At 68.2% G+C, this 19757-nt stretch carries 16 protein-coding genes; 10 read left to right on the top strand and 6 right to left on the bottom strand.

Annotated elements, in window-relative coordinates:
• Positions 1-34: 34 nt before the first annotated feature.
• From ACSFBF_RS15560 to ACSFBF_RS15545, 4 genes are all read right to left on the bottom strand, one after another.
• Positions 35-1210: an ABC transporter substrate-binding protein gene (locus ACSFBF_RS15560; RefSeq protein ID WP_435468415.1), complete on the bottom strand. Its 1176-nt coding sequence runs from the start codon at positions 1208-1210 to the stop codon at positions 35-37.
• Positions 1211-1376: 166 nt separating this feature from the next.
• On the bottom strand, positions 1377-2363 hold the full coding sequence (locus tag ACSFBF_RS15555) for a PDR/VanB family oxidoreductase (protein WP_435468413.1): 987 nt from the start codon (positions 2361-2363) through the stop codon (positions 1377-1379).
• A 42-nt stretch (positions 2364-2405) separates the two neighbouring features.
• The gene (locus tag ACSFBF_RS15550; RefSeq protein WP_093051306.1) at positions 2406-3182 is read right to left on the bottom strand and encodes a GntR family transcriptional regulator; all 777 of its coding nucleotides are present in this window, start codon (positions 3180-3182) and stop codon (positions 2406-2408) included.
• Positions 3179-4285: an aromatic ring-hydroxylating dioxygenase subunit alpha gene (locus ACSFBF_RS15545; protein WP_435468410.1), complete on the bottom strand. Its 1107-nt coding sequence runs from the start codon at positions 4283-4285 to the stop codon at positions 3179-3181. The genes ACSFBF_RS15550 and ACSFBF_RS15545 overlap by 4 nt, the downstream gene beginning before the upstream one ends.
• Positions 4286-4432: 147 nt before the next feature.
• On the opposite strand from ACSFBF_RS15545, the gene ACSFBF_RS15540 reads away from it, so the two are divergent.
• The 3 genes from ACSFBF_RS15540 to ACSFBF_RS15530 are packed head-to-tail and all read left to right on the top strand — an operon-like array spanning position 4433 to position 7680.
• Complete coding sequence (locus tag ACSFBF_RS15540; protein ID WP_435459949.1) at positions 4433-5554, top strand: 5-methyltetrahydropteroyltriglutamate--homocysteine S-methyltransferase; 1122 nt, start codon at positions 4433-4435, stop codon at positions 5552-5554.
• Positions 5555-5581: 27 nt separating this feature from the next.
• Positions 5582-6247 carry a glutathione S-transferase family protein gene (locus ACSFBF_RS15535; protein ID WP_435468408.1) on the top strand — a complete coding sequence of 222 codons (666 nt, stop codon included), beginning with the start codon at positions 5582-5584 and terminating at the stop codon, positions 6245-6247.
• A 44-nt stretch (positions 6248-6291) separates the two neighbouring features.
• Positions 6292-7680 carry a phospholipase D-like domain-containing protein gene (locus ACSFBF_RS15530; RefSeq protein ID WP_435468406.1) on the top strand — a complete coding sequence of 463 codons (1389 nt, stop codon included), beginning with the start codon at positions 6292-6294 and terminating at the stop codon, positions 7678-7680.
• Here ACSFBF_RS15530 and ACSFBF_RS15525 read toward each other — a convergent pair.
• A complete protein-coding gene (locus ACSFBF_RS15525; protein ID WP_435468404.1) occupies positions 7658-8338 on the bottom strand; it encodes a TetR/AcrR family transcriptional regulator in 681 nt (226 codons plus the stop codon). The two genes, ACSFBF_RS15530 and ACSFBF_RS15525, sit on opposite strands and share 23 nt — an antisense overlap.
• A 100-nt stretch (positions 8339-8438) precedes the next feature.
• Between ACSFBF_RS15525 and ACSFBF_RS15520 the strand changes: the two genes are divergently transcribed.
• From ACSFBF_RS15520 to ACSFBF_RS15495, 6 genes are all read left to right on the top strand, one after another.
• Positions 8439-9458: an HlyD family secretion protein gene (locus ACSFBF_RS15520; protein ID WP_435468402.1), complete on the top strand. Its 1020-nt coding sequence runs from the start codon at positions 8439-8441 to the stop codon at positions 9456-9458.
• On the top strand, positions 9458-11248 hold the full coding sequence (locus ACSFBF_RS15515) for an ATP-binding cassette domain-containing protein (protein WP_435468400.1): 1791 nt from the start codon (positions 9458-9460) through the stop codon (positions 11246-11248). Before ACSFBF_RS15520 ends, ACSFBF_RS15515 begins: the two co-directional genes overlap by 1 nt.
• On the top strand, positions 11245-12381 hold the full coding sequence (locus tag ACSFBF_RS15510) for an ABC transporter permease (RefSeq protein WP_435468398.1): 1137 nt from the start codon (positions 11245-11247) through the stop codon (positions 12379-12381). Before ACSFBF_RS15515 ends, ACSFBF_RS15510 begins: the two co-directional genes overlap by 4 nt.
• A gap of 11 nt (positions 12382-12392) precedes the next feature.
• Entirely contained in the window at positions 12393-13520 is a 1128-nt protein-coding gene (locus ACSFBF_RS15505) for an ABC transporter permease (protein WP_426389376.1), read from the top strand.
• A gap of 15 nt (positions 13521-13535) precedes the next feature.
• Positions 13536-15068, top strand: a complete 1533-nt coding sequence (locus tag ACSFBF_RS15500) for an efflux transporter outer membrane subunit (RefSeq protein WP_435468396.1) — start codon at positions 13536-13538, stop codon at positions 15066-15068.
• 301 nt (positions 15069-15369) lie between these two features.
• Positions 15370-17016 carry an Ig-like domain-containing protein gene (locus tag ACSFBF_RS15495; RefSeq protein ID WP_435468394.1) on the top strand — a complete coding sequence of 549 codons (1647 nt, stop codon included), beginning with the start codon at positions 15370-15372 and terminating at the stop codon, positions 17014-17016.
• 8 nt (positions 17017-17024) lie between these two features.
• Here the strand turns inward: ACSFBF_RS15495 and ACSFBF_RS15490 are convergent, their stop codons facing one another.
• Positions 17025-18095, bottom strand: coding sequence for an ROK family protein (locus ACSFBF_RS15490; protein ID WP_435468392.1), 1071 nt, complete (start codon positions 18093-18095; stop codon positions 17025-17027).
• Between the two features lie 105 nt (positions 18096-18200).
• Here ACSFBF_RS15490 and ACSFBF_RS15485 point away from each other — a divergent pair, with 105 nt between their 5' ends.
• Positions 18201-19754, top strand: coding sequence for an ABC transporter permease/substrate-binding protein (locus tag ACSFBF_RS15485; RefSeq protein ID WP_435468391.1), 1554 nt, complete (start codon positions 18201-18203; stop codon positions 19752-19754).
• Positions 19755-19757 lie beyond the last annotated feature (3 nt).

The raw sequence follows: 19757 nt of genomic DNA, 5'->3' as shown, positions 1-19757 counted from the left end.
CGCCCCGAACAACAACATCCCCCAGAGACAAACCTCACTTTGCCTTGCCCGGATCCTTCACACCCTTGATCACATCGAACTCGACGTTGTAAAGCTGCCCGTCCTTCTTCTCGACCTTGCGCAGATACACGTCCTGCACGATGTCGCGCGTCTGCGCGTCGATCAGCACCGGGCCGCGCGGGCTCTCGAAGACCTGGCCCTTCATGGCAGCCAGCAGCGCTTCGCCGCCGCCCTGGCCCTTGGTGATCTTGAGCGCTTCGTAGATCACGCGCATGCCGTCATAGCCGCCCACGGCCATGAAGTTGGGGCGCATCTTGGGGTTGGCCTTCTCGAAGGCTTCGACGAACTTCTTGTTCAGGGCCGAGGGGTGCGCGGCCGAGTAGTGGTGCGAGGTGACCACGCCCAGCGCGCCGTCGCCCATGTCGTTGAGCTGGTCGTCATCCGTCACGTCGCCGGTGGCGATCATCTTGATGCCGGCCTTGTCCATGCCGCGCTCCAGGAACTGCTTCATCACCGCCGCGCCCGCGCCCGAGGGCACGAAGACGAACAGCGCGTCGGGCTTCACGTCGCGCACCTTCTGCAGGAACGGCGCGAAGTCGGGGTTGCGCAGCGGCACGCGCAGCTTGTCGAGCACCTTGCCGCCGTTGAGCTGGAAGCGCTCGCTGAAGAACTTCTCGGCGTCGTTGCCGGGGCCGTAGTCGGCCACCAGCGTGACGACGGTCTTCACGCCGTTCTTCGGCGCCCAGTCGCCCATGGCCACCGACACCTGCGGCAGCGTGAAGCTCGAACGGATGATGTAGGGCGATGCCTCGGTAATGCTCGATGTGGCAGCAGCCATCACCACCTCGGGCGTCTTCGACTGGGTGGCGATGGGCGCCACGGCGAGGGCCAGAGGCGTGAGGCCGAAGCCGGCCAGCACGTTGACCTTGTCGTTCACCACCAGTTCCTGCGCGAGGCGCTTGGTCACGTCGGGTAGGCCGGTGTCGTCCTTGACGATCAGCTCGACCTTCTTGCCGGCCACGGTGTCGCCGTTCTGGGCCATGTACAGGCGCGCAGCGGCTTCGATCTGGCGGCCGGTGGAGGCCGACTGGCCCGTCATTGGAAGGATCAGGCCGATCTTGAACTTGTTGGCGTCCTGGGCACTGGCCAGCGACATTGAAAGCGCAAGTGCCGAGAGGGCGGCGGTCTGGATGAGATGGCGTCTTTGCATGTTTTTTCCTTTGAGGGGCGGAACGCGAACCGGGGCTATTTTCAACACTTTGCAACATCCGGCGGAGCAGGCAATCACCTAGCCGGCCACCATCGTTGACCTTTGTTGCGCGATTGCCAAATGAACTGCGCGATCATCGCGCAAGGTGGCTTGCGGAGCGCGCGGGTCAGCTGTCGGCGCGGTAGGCGGAGTCGAGCGTGAGGGTGCCCACGGCGCGCGACACGCAGGCGCAGATGCGCGTGGTCGACTTCTTTTCGTGCTCGCTGAGGAACACGTCGCGGTGATCGATCTCGCCGTCGACGGCGATCACGTCCATGGCGCACAGGCCGCATTCGCCGCGCTTGCAGTCCGAGAGCGTCTGCACGCCGGCCGCGTCGAGCGCTTCGAGCAGCGTGCAGTCGGCCGGCACGGTAATGGCCAGGTCGTGCCGGGGAATGCGCACCTGGAAGGACTGCGTGGCCAGGCGGCCGCTGCTGCCGAAGGTTTCGAAGCGCAGGTCTTCGATGGCACGGCCGGCTGCGTGCCACGCACGCTTGACGGCTTCGAGCATGGGCACCGGGCCGCAGGTGTAGAGCTGGCCGCCGGGCGGCAATGCGGCAATGGCGGCGGCGAAGTCGATGGGAGCCGAGCCTTCATGAGCTTCGACGCCCTCGCCCAGTGCTTCACGCAGATGCGACAGGTAGCCGAGCTCGCCCGCATGCCGCGCGCCGTAGAGCATCTTCACCGGCACGCCGGTGCGCCTTGCATGCGCGCCCAGCCGCTGCGCCATCAGCACCAGCGGCGTGATGCCGATGCCGCCCGCCACCAGCAGGTAGCCGGGCGCCGAGAGGTCGAGCGGGAAGTGGTTCTGCGGCGCGCTCACCTGCAGGCGGTCGCCCACGGCCAGCCGCCACATGGCGAGCGAACCGCCACGGCCGTCGTCAAGGCGCTTGACGGCGATGCGCCAGCACTGACCATCGCCCTCGCCCACCAGCGAATACGAGCGGGTCTGCACCTTGCCCTGCGCCGTCAGCACCTGCACCTGCAGGTGGGCGCCGGGTTCATGGGATTCGGCAAAGCCGCCGTCGGGGCGCAGTTCGAATTCGCGCACGGTGGGCGTGACGTCGCGCAGCGCAACGACCTGCGCCTGCATCCATTGAAGATCGCTTTTCATCGGGGGAGCAACACGAAAGAGGAGGGAAAAAGAAGAAACCGATCAGCCGCGCCGGCGGATCAACTGCACACCCGGCAGCGGGCGCTGCTCGGCGGTGGGCGTGCCGTGCAGCGCGTCGCGCAGGTTGCGCCGCGCGATGCGGCTGTGCTCGCGCATCAGCGCCTCGGCGCGCGAGCCTTCGCCGGACTCGATGGCGTCGAGCACCTGCACATGCTGGTCCTGCGCGATCACGAGCATGTCGCGCGCGGCCGGCGAGTTGGCCTGCACGATGACGAAGCCCGAGGGCGACGCAAACGGCAGGTTGATCACGCGCTCGAGCTGCTGCGCGATGACGGGGCTGCCCGCCATTTCGCAGAGCAGCGCGTGGAAGCGCTCGTTGTGCGTCACGTAGCGCGAGAAGGCCGCGTCGTCGAGCGCGGGCTCGCGCAGCAGTTCGTCGATGCGCTGCAGGCAGGCGCGTGCCTCGCGCAGCACCACGGGCGCCGCGCCGCGCTCGGCCGCGAGCCGGGCGACCAGCCCTTCGAGCGTGCCGCGCAGCTCGATGGCGTCGGCCACGTCGCGCTCCGAGAAAGTACGCACTGCATAGCCGCCGTTGGGCAGCGCTTCGAGCAAGCCCTCCTGTTCGAGCCGCATGAGCGCGGTGCGCACCGGCGTGCGCGACACGCCGAGCTGCTCGGAGATGGCCACTTCGGCAATGCGCGCGCCACCGGGCAGCTCGCCCGCAAGGATCATCTCGCGCAGCCGCAGCTGCGCTTTCACGGCCTGCGAACTGCCGCTGTCGCCGGGCTCGGCGGCGGTGGAGACGGCAGCGACCTTCACGCGGCTTCCTTCTCGGCCGGCCGGATCGGGATCGCCGCGCGCGCGGGCTTTTCCTTCTCGATCATGCGGTCGATCAGCCGCCGCGCCCACATCGAGCCGGCGTCGATGTTGAGGTTGTAGAACTTGTGGTCGGGGTGGTCGTCCATCGCCTTCTGCTGCGCCTCGAGCACGAGCTCGTCTTCACGGAAGATGCCGGCGACGCCCTCGCGCAGCTCGTGCGTGAGGCGCTGCTCGCCCAGGCAGTAGTTGCGCGAGAAGGCCCAGAAGTAGAGGCAGGTCTTGTCGGTCTCGGGCGTGATGGTGTTGAGCACGTAGCCGTTCACGCCCTTGCTGCGGTCGCCGGGGTTGCTGCCCTGGGGCACCGCGCCGCTGCCCGCCTCGGCCACGCCGACGTCGATGTTCACAGTGCACGGGCCTTCGAAACGGATGATCTGCCAGCGGTCGACCTTGCCGGTGTAGCCGCGCGCGTGGCGGATCTGGTTGCCCCAGAACGGCGGCGGGTCGATGTCTTCCATCCAGCGCGTGACGGTGGCCGAGCGGTCGCCGTGCGTGGCGACGAAAGGCGCCTCGGCCACTTCGCGGTTGCCGATGGACGAGCCGTGCACGAAGGTCTCGTGCGTCAGGTCCATGAGGTTGTCGACCACGAGGCGGTAGTCGCAGTTGACGCGGATCATCTTGCCGTCGCCGGCCCAGGCGGGGTCGTCGTTCCAGTGCATGTCGGGCACCAGCGCCGGGTCGGCCTTGGCCGGATCGCCGGGCCAGATCCACACGAAGCGGTGCTTCTCGACCACCGGAAAGCTGCGCACGCAGGCCGAGGGGTTGAGCGTTTCCTGGCTCGGCATGTGGATGCAGCGGCCCTGGCTGTTGTAGACGAGGCCGTGGTAGCCGCAGACCAGTTCGTCGCCTTCGAGGCGGCCCAGCGACAGCGGCATCAGCCGGTGCCAGCAGGCATCTTCGAGCACGGCCACCTGGCCGTCGGTGCGGCGGAACAGCACCACTTTCTGGTTGCAGATCGTGCGCGGCAGCAGTGCGTGACGCACTTCGACGTCGTAGGCGGCGGCATACCAAGCGTTCAGTGGAAAGGCGGTCGTGGGCGTTTTCATGAATACTCAATGTATACAGAAAAGCAGAAATTTCCAGTCTTTTGAAGCATTTCAAGGGTAAACACCGAGATATCTGTATACAGACATCGGCATTTCGAAGGCGATACGATGTTCCGTTCATTCCCCAAGATCACGACGGAGTCATCCATGTCACAGCACGCCGCCTTGCCTGCCCGCTACGACCACGTGGGCAGTTTCCTGCGCCCCAAGTACCTGCTCGAAGCCCGCGAGCAAAAGGCCAAGGGCGAGATCACGCCCGAGCAGCTTCGCCTCGTCGAGGACAAGGCGATCACCGAGATCGTCCGGTTCCAGGAAGACATCGGGCTCAAGAGCATCACCGATGGCGAGTTCCGCCGCACCTACTTTCACATCGACTTTCTCGACCAGCTCGGCGGCGTGAAAACCGACATTCCGGTCACCATCCGCAAGCCCGATGGCACTGAAGAACTCGCTCCGCCCGCGATGCGCGTGCTCGACAAGGTGCGCCACATCAAGGACATCCAGCTCGCTGACTTCCAGTACCTCAAGAGCCAGGTCTCGGCAGGCCGCACGCCGAAAGTGACGATCCCCTCGCCGACCATGCTGCACTTTCGCGGTGGACGCGCCGGCATCAGCAAGGAGGCATACCCCGAGCTCGACCCGACCTTCTACGACGACGTGGCCAAGGCCTACGGCGACGAACTGCGCTCGCTGGCCGCCGCCGGCTGCACCTACGTGCAGATGGACGACACCAACCTCGCCTACCTGTGCGACGAGCACATGCGCGAAGCCGCCCGCAAGCGCGGCGACGACCCGAACGAACTGCCGCACCGCTACGCCGCCTTCATCAACAAGGTGGTGGCGCAAAAGCCGCCGGGCATGCTGCTGGCCATGCACCTGTGCCGCGGCAACTTCAAGAGCACGCACGCCGCGGCCGGCAACTACGAGCCGGTGGCCGAGGCGCTGCTCAAGGAGATGGACCTCGACGCCTACTTCATGGAATACGACGACGCCCGCTCGGGCGACTTCAAGCCGCTGCGCTACCTGCCCAAGGGCAAGACCGTGGTGCTCGGCCTCGTGACCACCAAGTTCGGCGAGATGGAAGACAAGGACGAACTCAAGCGCCGCATCGAGGACGCCGCCAAGTACGCCTCGCTCGACCAGCTCGCGCTGTCGCCGCAATGCGGTTTCTCCAGCACGGTGCACGGCAACAACATCGCGGTGGAAGCGCAGCGCAACAAGCTGCGCCTGGTGGTCGAGACCGCGCAGGAGGTCTGGGGCTCGACCTGACGCGCCGTTTCTGGTGAAGTCGGGGGCATGACGACTCACATCTACTCAGGTCCCCTCAGCATGTTCGGCGCCAAGGTCGAGATCGCGGCACGCGAAAAAGGCGTGCCCTTCGAACTGGTCATGGTGCCCTTCACCAAGGACGACGCCTACGAGCCCAAGCACCCCGAGGTGCTGCGGGTCAACCCGGTCAAGCAGCAGGTGCCCGTGCTGGTCGACGACGAGGTCTCGTTGTTCGACTCGACGCAGATCTTCGAGTACCTCGAAGACCGCTACCCCAGCCTCGCGCTGTGGCCCGAAGGCATCGCCGAGCGGGCCCGCGCGCGGCAGCTGGAGCAGAAGTCCGACGAGGTCTTCTTCCCGAACGTCATCAAGCTCTTCGGCCTGCAGGAGGCCATGCAGAGCGCTCCCGCGGTCGCGGCCTGCGCCGGCTGCGCGCGCTTCTACGAAGAGCTGGAAGGCCTGCTGGCCACGCGCGAGTACCTGGCTGGCCCCTACTCCTTCGCCGACATCGCCTTCTACATGGCCTATGTGTTCGCCGACCGCAAGGGCGCCGGCATGACCGATGCCACGCCGCGCCTGCTGGCATGGCGCACGCGCGTGGGAGAGCGGCCCGCGGTGCGCGCGGTGGTCGATCCGATGATGCGGTTCCTGGCCTCGGAAGGGCGCGGGGTGCCAGCCTTCCTTCAACGCTGAGGGACTTGGGCACGGCGCCGGCAGCGCTGAGGCATCATCGACCCATGCCCAATGCAAGCGTCTCGAGGTTCGACTGGCTGCCTTCTGCTTCGCAGCATTTCCTCGTCGTCACTTTCGCGCTGCTGGTCTATGTGCTGACCACGCGCGCGCGCCGCGAGCAGCGCGCCCCCACCACGGCCATCGCCTGGGTCATGGGGCTGGTGCTGATGCCCTACTTCATCCTGCCGATGTACCTGCTGTTCGGCCAGCGCAAGCTGCGCCCGGCGGGTTCTCCCCGGCCGCCGCGCTCGGTGCCGCCGGGCCACTGGGCCGCCGACCTGATCGAGAGCTTCGGCCTTGCGCCGCCGGGGCGCTGCGCAATCCGCATGCACGCCGACGGCGAGGCCGCGCGCGAGGCACTGTGGCAGGTGATCGACGGCGCGCGCGAGCGCATCGATGTGTGCACCTTCATCATCGGCGACGACCCGCTCGGTCATGCGGTAATCGACCGGCTCGCCAAGCGCGCGCGCGAGGGCATCAAGGTGCGGGTGCTGCTCGACGGCTTCGGCGCGCTGTCGCTGCCGCGCCATCACTTCGACCGGCTGCGCACGGCAGGCGGTGAGGTGGCCGTGTTCCGCCCCTTCTTCAGCCTGCGCCGCATCGGCCCGCGCAACCTGCGCAACCACCGCAAGTTCACCATCGCCGACGACGGCTGGCTCTGGTCGGGCGGACGCAACCTCGCGGGCGAATACTTCACCGGCAACGACAAGCACCCCGAGGCCTGGCGCGACCTGTCGTTCGACCTGCGCGGCAGCGTGGCCGCGGCGGCGGCACGCCAGTTCGACCACGACTGGGCCTCGGTGCGCAGCCGCAAGGCCCGCGCCATCACGGCCGACGACGTGCCCGCGGGCCCGGGCACGGCCATGGCCCAGTTCCTGCCGAGCGGCCCCGACCAGACCGAAGACACGGCACATGCGCTGCTGATCGACGCGTGCTTTCGCGCGGAGCACCGCATCCTGGCCATCACGCCCTACTTCGTTCCCGGCGACGGCCTGCGCGATGCGCTGCGGCTGGCCGCGCGGCGCGGCGTGCAGGTGACCATCGCGATGCCCGCGCAGTCCAACCACCGCCTTGCCGACTTCGTGCGCGCACGCGCCATGCGCGACCTGGCACGCGCGGGCGTGAGCTTCAGCATGCTGCCGTTCATGGCGCATGCCAAGGCCGTGGTGGTGGACGACGAACTCGCCATGTGCGGCTCGATCAACCTCGACCTGCGCAGCCTGCTGCTGAACCACGAGGCGGCCGTGGTGTTCTACGGCCACGACAACGTCGAATGGCTGGCCGAGTGGATCGAAACCACCGCCTCGGCCGGCGAGCCTTATCGCGCGCGACGCCCGGGGCTGATGCGCGACGTGGCCGAGGGGCTGCTGCTCACCGTCGCTTTCCAGCTTTAGGCGCTGCGGGCGACTCAACGGCCTTAGCTTCTTTCGCCACGGCATCGAGCCCCGCGAGCACATAGCGCACAACTTCTTCGGCCAGGGCCTGCGTGTCCTTCAGGGCCGGCAGAACCTTGCTGCTCAGGTCCTTGGGCGCTACCGTCATCACGAGGCACGGCAGCACCGTGAGCAGCAGGCTGCGCTGCACCGAGGGATGGTCGTCGGGCAGGCCCATGATCTCGCCGACGATGCCGCGCAGCAGCTTGGCCTTGGGCAGCACCGCCCGCTGGATCAGCGCCGGCATGGCCGGCGACGGCGACAGCGCCTCGCGCAGCACCACGCGGAACCCCCACGGCGCCTTCGGCTGGGCGCTCATCTCGACCATGTGCGTGAGAAAGGCGCGCAGTTTCAGGCGCGGATCGGTCGACTCCAATGACAGCGCCATCAGCTCGTCGAGGCTCACCAGCTGCTTGTGCGCCTCGACCAGCACGGCCTCGTAGAGCCCGTCGCGTCCGCCGAAGTGGTAGTTGATGGCGGCCATGTTGGTGCCGGCGCGGGTACAGATTTCCTTGCTGGTGCTTTCTGCAAAACCCTGCGCCGCGAACAGCCGGCCGGCGGTTTCGAGGATGTGCAGGCGCGTGGTGTTGCCGTCGGGACGCGGAGTGCGGGTTGCCATGCCCCGAGGCTAACCCAAACAAAAAAATACTTCAAATTCAAATTTGAATTTGATAACATCGCGCCGACTTCCGGGCAGCAGCCCAGTCAGGACACACGCCATGAACAAGAAACCCCTCATTGCCATCGCCGCCGTGGCCATCGTCGCGGCGGTGGGCGGCTGGTGGTACGCGCACCGCTCGGCCACGCCCTCTGACCAGCTTGTGCTGTACGGCAACGTCGACCTGCGCCAGGTCTCGCTGGCCTTCAACGCCAACGATCGCGTGGCTGAGCTGGCTGTGCGCGAGGGCGACCGCGTGCGCGCCGGGCAGGTGCTGGGCCGGCTCGACACCCGCTCGCTGGTGCTTCGCGTGGCGCAGTCGCAGGCGCGCATCGGCGTGCAGGAACAGGCCCTGCTGCGCCTGAAGACCGGCAGCCGCCCCGAAGAGGTGGCGCAGGCCAAGGCCCAGGTGGCCAGTGCGCAGGCCGATGCCGATCTGGCGCAGCAGCAGCTCGCGCGCCTGCAGGCCATCGGCGCCACCACAGCCGGACGCGCCGTGAGCCAGCAGGATCTCGACAGCGCGCAGGCCAGGCGCAAGGTGGCGCTGGCGCAGCTCGACAACGCCCGCAAGGCGCAGCAACTGGTCGTCAACGGTCCGCGCAAGGAAGACATCGGGCAGGCGCAGGCCCAGCTCGAATCGGCCCGTGCCGAGCTCGCGCTCATGAACCACCAGCTCACCGAGGCCGAGCTCAAGGCACCCATCGATGCCATCGTGCGCGCCCGCCTGCTCGAGCCCGGCGACATGGCCTCGCCGCAGCGCCCGGCCTTCACACTTGCCATCACCGATCCCAAGTGGGTGCGCGCCTATGTGGCCGAGCCCGACCTCGGCCGCGTGCGCGCCGGGCAAGAGGCCAGCGTGAGCACCGACAGCCAGCCCGGCGAAGCCATCGCGGGCAAGGTCGGCTACATCTCCTCGGTGGCCGAGTTCACGCCCAAGACCGTGCAGACCGAGGAACTGCGTAGCAGCCTCGTCTACGAGATCCGCGTGATGGTCGACGACCCGCAAGACCGGCTGCGGCTCGGCATGCCAGCCACCGTTCGGCTGCAGCTATCGCCCGCTCCCGCCACCGGCAAGCCCTGATGACCGCCACCGGGCCGGCCGTGGCCGGACGCTCGCTGCACAAGCGCTTCGTGCCGAAAGCGCCGGCCGCGGCCGTGCACGCGCTCGACGACGTATCGCTCGACGTACCCGCCGGCACGCTCACCGCGCTGGTCGGCCCCGACGGCGCCGGCAAGACCACGCTGCTGCGCCTGATGGCCGGCCTGATGCGCGCCGACGCGGGCGAGCTGCGTGTGCTCGGCATCGACGTGTCCGCTGATCCGCAGGCGGTGCAGGACCGCATCAGCTACATGCCGCAGCGCTTCGGCCTCTACGACGACCTGAGCGTGCAGGAGAACCTCGACCTCTACGCCGACCTGCACGGCGTGCCCCGCGACAAGCGGCGCGAGCGCTATGCGCGGCTGATGGAAATGACCGACCTCGGCCGCTTCACCGACCGCCCGGCCGGCAAGCTCTCCGGCGGCATGAAGCAGAAGCTGGGGCTGGCCTGCACGCTGGTGCGTTCGCCCGACCTGCTGCTGCTCGATGAGCCGACCGTGGGCGTGGACCCGCTCTCGCGCCGCGAGCTGTGGGAGATCGTGCAGCAGCTGGTGGACGAAGAAAAGCTCTCGGTCATCGTCAGCACCGCCTACCTCGACGAGGCCGAGCGCTGCAGCCATGTGTTCGTGCTGCACAGCGGCAAGCTACTCGCGCAAGGCGCACCCGCCGAGCTGCGTGACCGGGCACACGGCCTCTGCTTCATCGCGACACCGCCCGACGGCGAGCCGCCACGGTTGCTGCAGGCCCGCCTGCTCGACGCGCGGCAGGACATCGTCGATGCGGTGCCGCAAGGCGGCGAGGTGCGCTTCATCCGCCGCGACGAGGCGGACGCTGCACGGCTCGATGCATTGCTCGAAGGCGCGCGCACCGAGCCGGTTGCGCCGCGCCTCGAAGACGGCTTCATGACGCTGCTGCGCGCACAACCATCGTCCAGTGACAACACTAATCCGGTCGCTGCCGCGGTCAGTGCTCAACCGAACACAGGCCAGCCCGGCGAAGTGGTCATCGAAGTCAAGGACCTCGTTCGCCGCTTCGGCGATTTCGTGGCCGTGGCCAGCACCAGCTTCTCGGTGCGGCGCGGCGAAATCTTCGGCCTGCTCGGCCCCAACGGCGCGGGCAAGACCACCACATTCCGCATGCTCTGCGGCCTGCTGCCCGCCAGCGGCGGCCAGTTGCGCGTGGCCGGCGTCGATCTGCGGCATGCCCGCGCGCAAGCACGCCAGCGCATCGGCTACGTCTCGCAGAAATTCGCGCTCTACGGCAACCTCACGGTGCGCGAGAACCTCTCGTTCTTCGGCGGCGCCTACGGCCTGCGCGGCGCGAAGCTACGCGAGCGCATGGACACGGTGCTGCGCCAGTTCGACCTCGCCCATTCGCTCGATTCGCCCAGCGGCCAGTTGCCCGGCGGCTACAAGCAGCGCCTGGCCATGGCCACGGGCCTGCTGCACGAGCCCGAGATCCTGTTCCTCGACGAACCCACCAGCGGCGCCGACCCGCTCGCGCGCCGCGAGTTCTGGCGGCGCATCACGGCGCTGGCCGAAGGCGGCACCACGGTCGTCATCACCACGCACTTCATGGAAGAGGCGGAATACTGCGACCGCATCGTGATCCAGGACGCGGGCAAGGTGCTGGCCATCGGCACGCCGCAGGAGGTGCGCGCGCAAGCGCTTGGCGAAGAGGAAGACAGCGGCAGGCGCATCGACATGGAGCAGGCCTTCATCGGCATCGTCGAGAAGGCGCGGCAAAAAACAAATGCGGAGGTGCCAGCATGAGCGGCCTCTGGTCCCGCCTGATCTCCCTCACGCGCAAGGAATTCCGGCAGCTCCTGCGCGACCGCAGCAACCTGGCCATCGGCATCCTGCTGCCGATGGTGCTGATCCTGATCTTCGGCTACGGCATGTCGCTCGACGTGAAGAATGCGCCCGTCGCGGTGGTGATGGAAGACGCCTCGCCAACCGCGCACGAGGCCATCGCCGGCTTGCAGCTCTCGCCCACCATTGCGCCGGTGCTGCTGGGCTCGATGCACGACGCCGAAGAGCTGATGCGCAAGCGCGAGATCGACGGCATCGTGCGCGTGCCTTCCGATTTCTCGCGCTCGCTCGCCGCAGGCAACGCGCGCATACAGCTCATCGTGCATGGTTCGGACGCAGGGCGCGCGAGCATCATCCAGGCGTACGTGACGGGTGCCCTCGCGCAATCGGCAATACGGCAGATGGACCGTAATGGCAACGCCTCCGGCGCCGACGCCCCGTTGGTCGGCAGCGTCACGGTCGAGCAGCGCATGTGGTTCAACGCGGCGAACACCAGCACCTGGTATCTGGTGCCGGGGCTCATCGTGCTCATCATGACGCTGGTCGGCGCCTTTCTCACCGCGCTGGTGATGGCACGCGAGTGGGAGCGCGGCACGCTGGAGGCGCTGTTCGTCACGCCGGTGCGGCCGGTCGAGATCCTGCTGGCCAAGATCATTCCGTACTTCGCGGTCGGCATGCTGGGCCTTGCGCTGTGCCTGCTCTCTGCCCGCTACCTGTTCGCGGTGCCCATGTACGGCTCGCTGCTGGTGGTGGTGTTCAGCTCGATGCTGTACCTGATCGTGGCGGTGAGCCTGGGCCTGGTGATCTCGTCGGTCACGCGCAACCAGTTCCTCGCGAGCCAAGTGGCGCTGATCGCGACCTTCATGCCCTCGATGATGCTGTCGGGCTTCCTGTTCGACCTGCGCAACGTGCCCACCGCCGTTTGGCTGATCGGCCACCTGCTGCCGGCCACCTACTTCATGGATCTCATCAAGACGCTGTTCCTCGCGGGCGACGTCTGGCCGCTGGTGTGGCGCAACTGCGCGATCCTGATGGCGTACGCGGTGGGCCTGCTGCTGGTGGCGCGCGCTGTGACGCGCAAGAGCCTCGACTGAAAGCCCCGGCCATGAACGCCCTCATCGATTTCTTCCTGCGCGTTGCCAACCTCTGCCGCAAAGAGCTGCTGACGATTCTCAAGGACCCGGCCACGCGCGCCATCCTGATAGCGCCGGCGATCATGCAGAGCCTGGTCTTCGGCTACGGCGCGACCTACGACCTCACCAACGTGCCCTATGCGCTGCTCGACCAGAGCCACAACGGCGCCTCGACGGAGCTGATTGCGCATCTCGACAGCACCGGCGTGTTCCACCGCGTGGCCACGCTGCGCTCGCAGGCCGACATCCGCGAAGTGATCGACACCGAGAAGGCGCTGCTCGTCATCCAGATACCCGCCAACTTCGAGCAGCAGCTCAGCGCGGGGCAGACGGCGGCCATTCAGCTGATCCTCGATGCGCGCAACTCCAACACTGCCGGCTCGGCGGCCGGCTACGTGAGTGCGGTGGTCGAGCGCTACAACGCCGAGCTGCGCACGCGCGTGGGCGCACCGCCGTCGCCGCTGGTCGTGGAATCGCGTGCGTGGTTCAACCCGAACCTCGAGACGCGCTGGAACCTGCTGCCCGGCATGATCGCCGCGCTCAGCATGCTGCAGACGCTGCTGCTCACCGCGCTGTCGGTGGCGCGCGAACGCGAGCAAGGCACCTTCGACCAGTTGCTGGTAACGCCGATGTCGCCGCTCGAAATCATGATCGGCAAGGCGCTGCCGCCTGTGCTGGTGGGGCTGGTGCAGTCGTCGCTGATCCTGCTGGTGGCGCTCTTCTGGTTCGGCATTCCGATGGCGGGCTCGCTCGTCACGCTGTACACGGGGCTGCTGTTCTTCACGGTGGCGAGCGTGGGCATCGGCCTGTCGATCTCGGCCGTGTCGGCCAACATGCAGCAGGCCATGCTCTACGCCTTCGTGCTGCTGATGCCGCTGATGCTGCTGTCGGGCCTGACCACGCCGGTGCGCAACATGCCGCACGCGCTGCAGGTGGCAACGCTGGCCAACCCGCTGCGCTTTGCCATCGACCTGGTGCAGCGCGTGTATCTCGAAGGCGTGGGGCTGGGCACGGTCTGGCACAACCTGATTCCGCTCGCCGTCATCGCCGCCGTCACGCTGCCGCTGGCGGCGTGGCTGTTTCGCAATCGTCTTGTCTGAAAACGGGAGCACGTCATGCCCCTTCCCTTTGCTCTTCGCGCGGCAGTGACCGCGCTCGCCCTCGCTCTCGTTCTCTCCGGCTGCGCCGTGGGGCCCGATCACAAGCCGGCCGAGGCCCGCGCGCCCGCTGACTGGTCTGCATGGCATGGCGGCTCGCCTGCGCTGCTCGGCGCGGAACGGCAAGGCACCTCCACCGGTGGCATCGCTTCCGGCGACTGGAAGGCCTTCAACGATCCGGTGCTGGACCGCCTCGAAGCCATGGTGCTCGCGAGCAACCCCGACCTGCAGACGGCCGCCCTGCGCTTCGCGCAAAGCCGCGTGCAGCGCACCACCACCGCGGCCCAGCAGGGGCCGCAGCTGAATGCAAGCGCCGGCGTCACCCGGCAGCGCCAGAGCGAGAGCGGCGCCGCCACGCGGATGATCGATGCGCTGGGCTCGTCGGTCTCCAACCGCGACCAGCTCATCCGCACGCTCAGCGAGCCCTACAACCTCTACCAGGCCGGTTTCGACGCCTCGTGGGAAATCGACCTGTGGGGCCGCGTGCGCCGCGCCATCGAGGCGGCCGATGCCGACGCGGGCGCATCGGCGGCATTGCTACAGCAGGCCCGGCTCAGCGTGCAGGCCGAGCTGGCGCGCAACTACTTCGAGCTTCGCGGCACGCAGCGCGAACTGCGCATTGCGCGCGCCGACATCGCGGCGGCCGCCGAGTCGCTCGAACTGGTGCAGGCGCGCGCCGACGGCGGCCTCGTCACAGACCTGGACCCGGTGCGCCAGCGCGCGCTGGTGGCCGAACTGCGCGCGCGCATTCCTGCGCTGCTGCAGCAGGAAGCCGATGCGATGAACCGCATTACGCTGCTGGCTGGCGCCGCGCCGGGCGCGCTGAACACCGAGCTGGCCGACACCGCCACCGGCGATGCACTCGACGCCCCCGTGCTGCCCCCTCTCGCGCTGGGCTTGCCCGCCGACCTCGCACGCCGCCGCCCCGACATCGCAGCCGCCGAGGCGCAACTGCACGCCGCCACCGCCCGCATCGGCGTGGCCGTGGCCGACCTTTATCCGCGCGTGACGCTGGGCGCCGGCTTCGGCTACGAATCGGTGGGCAGCGAGCGTTTTGGCGAATGGGGCAGCCGGCAGTGGCAGGTGGGCCCGTCGATCAGCCTGCCGATCTTCGACAACGGCCGCCGTCGCGCCACCATCGAACTGCGCGAGCTGCAACAGCAGGAAGCGGCCGTGACCTTCCAGCAGACCGTGCTCAAGGCCTGGCACGAGATCGATTCAGCGCTCAGCGCCTACGCCGCCGAGGGCCAGCGCCAGGCCGAGCTGGCCGAGCGCGAACGCCGCAGCCGCGATGCGCTGGTGCTGGCGGCGGCTCGCTACAAAGGTGGGCTCACCGACTTCGGCGTCGAGCTCGATGCGCGCCGCACCTTGCTGCAGGCGCGGCGCGACCAGGCGCAGAGCACCAGCCGGCTCTCGGTGGGCCTGGTGGCGGTCTACAAGGCACTGGGTGGTAGCACTGTGGCGCCAGAAGCACAAATGCAACACAATTGAAACAAGTTGAACATGTGCACTAAAATACCCACCGGTTTCCGGGATTGACAAGCCTGCCTGCCCACTGATTCGTCATCGGGCAGGCGCGAACGGATCTTCCGGCACCCCCTGCATTGCGGGGCAGCCCGCCTGGGCCCGGCCCCTGAAAAGGCCGACCGAGGCGCCATCCGTTTGAGTCCTGCGCCCCTGCCCCGGGGGAAAACCGATGCGAGCTTTCTTCTCGCTGCGTGCATTCGCGAATCTGGCGCTCGTGCTACCAGTTCTATTCGCACTTTCTGGAATGGCGCCTGCCTTCGCCGCCATGGACGAAGTCGGCCGGGCGGCCCCCAGCACCCACCGCCTGAAATTCATCGTCGACCCCGAGTTGGCCACCGACATCGGCCCCGCCGAAGCCGCCCGCCGGCTCGCGCAGTACGTGGCCGACGTCAACACGGTGTTCACGCGCGAGACGGTGCGCAACTTTACCTTCGACCCCGCCGCTGACCTGCAGCTCGCCGCGCCCGCCAGTGCGCCGCAGTGCAGCTACAACGGCCTGGTCAACGGCGAAGTGGTGGTGTGCGTCTCGAAGTCCACCCGCGGCTACAGCCACGGCGGGCTGTCCACCAGCTGGACCTTTCCGCAGAAGGGCGTGACCTGGAACCTGAACTGGATCGCCATCCACGACCCGCTGCGCCTGTCGCGCGCGCCCAGCCCGGGCGCGCCCGAGTCCACCGAAAAGGACTACCTCGGCCGCCAGCTCAAGACCCTGCTGCACGAGCTGGAGCACGTGTTCGGCGCCGGCGCGGGCGAGTACTACAACGGCGTGGCGGTAGCCGACACCACCGGCGTCGCGCCCATCGTCGACCTCGCCCTAGCCAACGACAACGACCGCTACTGGTGGACGCGCCAGCACTGGCGGCTCGACCCGCTGCTGGGCACTGTGTTCGAACAACGCCGCGACCCAGCGGCCAACCGCATCGCCACGCTGGAGATGATCCGCTTCACGGCCGGCACCAAGGCCAACATCGACACCGACTGGACCGACTGGCCCAAGCTCGGCAGCTCGAAGTTCATGGCGGCCACCACCGGCACCCAGGTGCGCGTGACCGACCGCGACACCGGCGCTGCGCTGCCCGGCGCACAGGTGTCGGTGTGGCGCGACCCCGGGGCCGGCAAGCCGCTGGTCATGCTGGTGACCGGCGTGGCCGATGCATCAGGCCGCTTCGCGTTCGACTGGAACTGCGGCTTCAGCTGCTTCGCCGTCGGCAAGACGACGCTGCTGGTCAAGGCGCGCGCCGCCAACCGCGCGCCCGGTGCGAGCTGGTTCACCATCTTCGATGCGTTCGAGCAGAAGGCCGTGCAGGGCCAGCCGATGTTCACCATCGACCTGGCGCTCGGCGGCACCGACGCGACGCCGCCTACCGTTTCGCTGGCCGCGCCCTCCATGGCCGTAGTTGGCCAGCCCACCACCATCGCGCCAGCCGTGGTGGACAACGTGGGCGTGTGGGGCGTCAAGGTGCTGGGCAGGGACAGCATCCCGATCTGCACCTTCACCGCCCCGCCCTACACCTGCAGCTGGACGCCGACCTCGCCCGGCGTGCAGACGATCCGCGTGGTCGCGCTCGACGCGGCGGGCAATGCCGCTGTGGCCTCTGCCAACGTGATCGTCAATCCGCCTTCCGACACGGTGGCGCCGACAGTTGCGCTGGCTCCGCCGCCGACCGCCGCGGTAGGCATGGCGACAAGGCTTTCCGCCACCGCATCCGACAACGTCGCCGTGGCCGAGCTGAAGTTCGTCGTCGATGGCAAGACCGCGTGCACGTTGCACGCCGCGCCGTACGTTTGCACGTGGACGCCGAAGAGGCCCGGCGCCGCGAACATCGAAGTGCGCGCCATCGATGCAGCAGGCAACGTCGCCACCGTCTCGGCCAGCATGCGCATCGAAGGCCTGCGGCCCGAGGACCTGTAACGCCGCTTCTAGAGGCGGTTGGTGAAGCTCGCGTTGCCCAGCCCCGTGCCGATGGTCAACACACCCCAGTGCCGCACATCGCGCATGAAGGGCAGCTCGCTCAGGCCCTGCACCACCGCGTCGTTGTGCATCAGCACCAGCGTCGGGCCGGAGCCCATCATCGGCATGCGGCGCCACAGCTGGCTCGGCAGGTGGAAGGCGTGGCCTTCCCAGTCGCCCGGCAGGTTCTGCGCACCGCGCGCAATCGAGCCGTCCTGCCGGATCAGGCCCGGGCAGCCGATGCCGACGAAGGGTGCCAGCCGGATCTTCTTGCGCTCGCTGTAGCGCACCATGTCCTCGAGCATGCCGGCGATGTGGTCGACCATGCCGCCGCGGTTGGGGTCCTCGTCCGCATGGCGCCACTTCTCGCGCCGCACCACCTTCGCGAGCGAGAAGTCGAGCGCCTTGCGGTGGCGCGTCTTCACGATGCCGCAGCGCACGTTGGTGCCGCCGATGTCCACCGCGAGGATCGCGTCGTGCCCCTTCAGCATGGCGGGCGGCACGAGGTGCGCCCAGCCGATCAGGCCGCCGTCGTCCACGTCGTGCGAGAGGCGGCCGATCTGCACGTGCAGGCCCATCTCTTCGAGGATGGCGCCGGCCTGCAGGATGGCACGCTCGCCCGCATCGCTCTCGGGAAAGCCGCCGCCGATCACGATGCGCTGCACCTTCTGCCACGAGGGCTGGCGCATGAAGCGCTGGATCACGAAGGCCAGCTCCTGTGCGAACTCTTCGATGGCTGCATGCATCACGTCGGTGGCTTCGGACGCCTTCTTCTCCTGCAGCGCCTGGTCGAGCTGCCTCTTGCTCAGGTCGCGCGAATGCGAGGGGCCCAGCGGGTCTTTCCCCTTCCTGCGGCGGCGCTTGCGCCAGCGTTCGAGCAGTTCGCGGAAGGCCGTCTGGCTGGCCTGGTCGCCAACGAAGCCGTCCTTGTCGCGCAACTGCAGGCTGTAGCCGTCCACCTGCACGCCCGGCAGTTCGCGCAGGCCGTGGACGTCGGGGCCGGGGAGTTTGTCTTTCCTGGGCTGGGTCTTCATGGCCATCGACTGTGGGGCCGATCGGCGGCCCGCCGCATCGGCACCGCGCACCACGGCGTGTAGGAGATTGACGGGTACGCCGAACGGGGCGATGTCTATACACTGGCCCGGATGCACTTGCCCCGCAGCCTCTGGCGCGCCGCCCTGTTGTTCGCCCTTGCCTGGCTTGCCGCGTCCGGCGCCGCACGGGCCGCGGACGAGACGCTGCGCGTCGGCTCCAAGCGCTTCACCGAGTCGTACATCCTGGCCGAGCTGCTGGCGCAGACGGCGGCGCCGCACACCGCGTCGCCGCCCGTCGTGCGGCAGGGGCTGGGCAACACGGCCATCGTCTACGAGGCGCTGCGCTCTGGCGCCATCGACCTGTACGCCGAATACACGGGCACCATCGCGCTCGAGATTCTCAAGGGCTCACCTGCTGACACGCGCGAGGCCATGAACGCGGCGCTCGCGCCGATGGGCCTGGGCGTGGCCATTCCGCTGGGCTTCAACGACGGCTACGCGCTCGCGGTGCGCGCGCCCGATGCAGAGCGGCTGGGCCTGCGCACGCTGAGCGACCTGGCGAAGCACCCCGAACTCAAGCTCGGCCTGTCAAACGAATTCATCGGCCGCGCCGACGGCTGGAAGGGCCTGGCCGACCGCTACGGCTTCACGCAGGTACCGACCGGCCTCGACCACGGGCTGGCCTACGACGCGGTGGCTGCCAAGCAGATCGACGTGATCGACATCTACACCACCGACGCCAAGATCGACCACTTCGGCCTGCGCGTGCTGGAAGACGACAAAAAATACTTTCCGCGCTACGACGCCGTGGTGCTCTACAAGCTCGACCTGCCCACGCGGCTGCCCAAGGCCTGGGCCGCGCTGCAGACGCTCGAAGGCAAGGTCGACGAGCACGCGATGATCGCGATGAACGCACGCGCCGAGCTGCAGAGCGTGCCCTTCGACGTGATCGCACGCGACTTCCTGGCGAACACGGGCAAGGACGCGAAGGCACAGCCGCAGGAAGCGCGTCGCGGCTTCATGGCCAAGCTGTTCGGGCCCGACCTGTGGAAGCTCGCGCGCCAGCACTTGCTGCTGGTGGCGCTGTCGGTCGGCATCGCCATCCTGATCGGCGTGCCGATCGCGATCCTGGTGTTCCCGCACGTGCGGCTGCGCGCGGTGGTGCTGGGCTTGGCGAGCCTGCTGCAGACCGTGCCGTCGCTAGCGCTGCTGGCCGTGCTGATCTCGATGCTGGGCGCCATCGGCGCGCTGCCCGCGCTGATCGCGCTCACGCTCTATTCGCTGCTTCCGATCATGCGCAACACGGTGACGGGTTTGGCCGAAGTGCCCAACGGCCTACGGCTTGCCGGCACCGCGCTCGGCATGACGCCGCCGCAGAGCCTTCAGCTGGTGCTGCTGCCGCTGGCGCTGCCTACGCTGCTGGCGGGCGTGCGCACCGCCACTGCGATTGCCATCGGCACGGCGACCATCGCGGCCTTCATCGGTGCGGGCGGTTTCGGCGAGCGCATCGTGACGGGGCTGGCGCTCAATGACCGCGAACTGCTCGTGGCGGGCGCGCTGCCGGCGGCGGCATTGGCGCTGCTGAGCGAAGGGATCTTCGAGCTCGTGGAGTACCTGATGCGGCGCAGGCGGCGAGCCCCGCCGAGCTCGCTGCCACCCGCCTGAATG

Source organism: Variovorax nivicola (assembly GCF_051216475.1).
Lineage (GTDB): Bacteria > Pseudomonadota > Gammaproteobacteria > Burkholderiales > Burkholderiaceae_C > Variovorax.
This window is presented reverse-complemented; position numbering and strand designations above follow the sequence as displayed.

Coding starts and splice junctions, on each gene's coding strand:
- ACSFBF_RS15560 (WP_435468415.1), bottom strand. CDS start 1,210: ATGCAAAGACGCCATCTCATCCAGACCGCCGCCCTCTCGGCACTTGCG.
- ACSFBF_RS15555 (WP_435468413.1), bottom strand. CDS start 2,363: ATGAAAAGCGATCTTCAATGGATGCAGGCGCAGGTCGTTGCGCTGCGC.
- ACSFBF_RS15545 (WP_435468410.1), bottom strand. CDS start 4,285: ATGAAAACGCCCACGACCGCCTTTCCACTGAACGCTTGGTATGCCGCC.
- ACSFBF_RS15540 (WP_435459949.1), top strand. CDS start 4,433: ATGTCACAGCACGCCGCCTTGCCTGCCCGCTACGACCACGTGGGCAGT.
- ACSFBF_RS15535 (WP_435468408.1), top strand. CDS start 5,582: ATGACGACTCACATCTACTCAGGTCCCCTCAGCATGTTCGGCGCCAAG.
- ACSFBF_RS15530 (WP_435468406.1), top strand. CDS start 6,292: ATGCCCAATGCAAGCGTCTCGAGGTTCGACTGGCTGCCTTCTGCTTCG.
- ACSFBF_RS15525 (WP_435468404.1), bottom strand. CDS start 8,338: ATGGCAACCCGCACTCCGCGTCCCGACGGCAACACCACGCGCCTGCAC.
- ACSFBF_RS15520 (WP_435468402.1), top strand. CDS start 8,439: ATGAACAAGAAACCCCTCATTGCCATCGCCGCCGTGGCCATCGTCGCG.
- ACSFBF_RS15515 (WP_435468400.1), top strand. CDS start 9,458: ATGACCGCCACCGGGCCGGCCGTGGCCGGACGCTCGCTGCACAAGCGC.
- ACSFBF_RS15510 (WP_435468398.1), top strand. CDS start 11,245: ATGAGCGGCCTCTGGTCCCGCCTGATCTCCCTCACGCGCAAGGAATTC.
- ACSFBF_RS15505 (WP_426389376.1), top strand. CDS start 12,393: ATGAACGCCCTCATCGATTTCTTCCTGCGCGTTGCCAACCTCTGCCGC.
- ACSFBF_RS15500 (WP_435468396.1), top strand. CDS start 13,536: ATGCCCCTTCCCTTTGCTCTTCGCGCGGCAGTGACCGCGCTCGCCCTC.
- ACSFBF_RS15495 (WP_435468394.1), top strand. CDS start 15,370: ATGGACGAAGTCGGCCGGGCGGCCCCCAGCACCCACCGCCTGAAATTC.
- ACSFBF_RS15490 (WP_435468392.1), bottom strand. CDS start 18,095: ATGGCCATGAAGACCCAGCCCAGGAAAGACAAACTCCCCGGCCCCGAC.
- ACSFBF_RS15485 (WP_435468391.1), top strand. CDS start 18,201: ATGCACTTGCCCCGCAGCCTCTGGCGCGCCGCCCTGTTGTTCGCCCTT.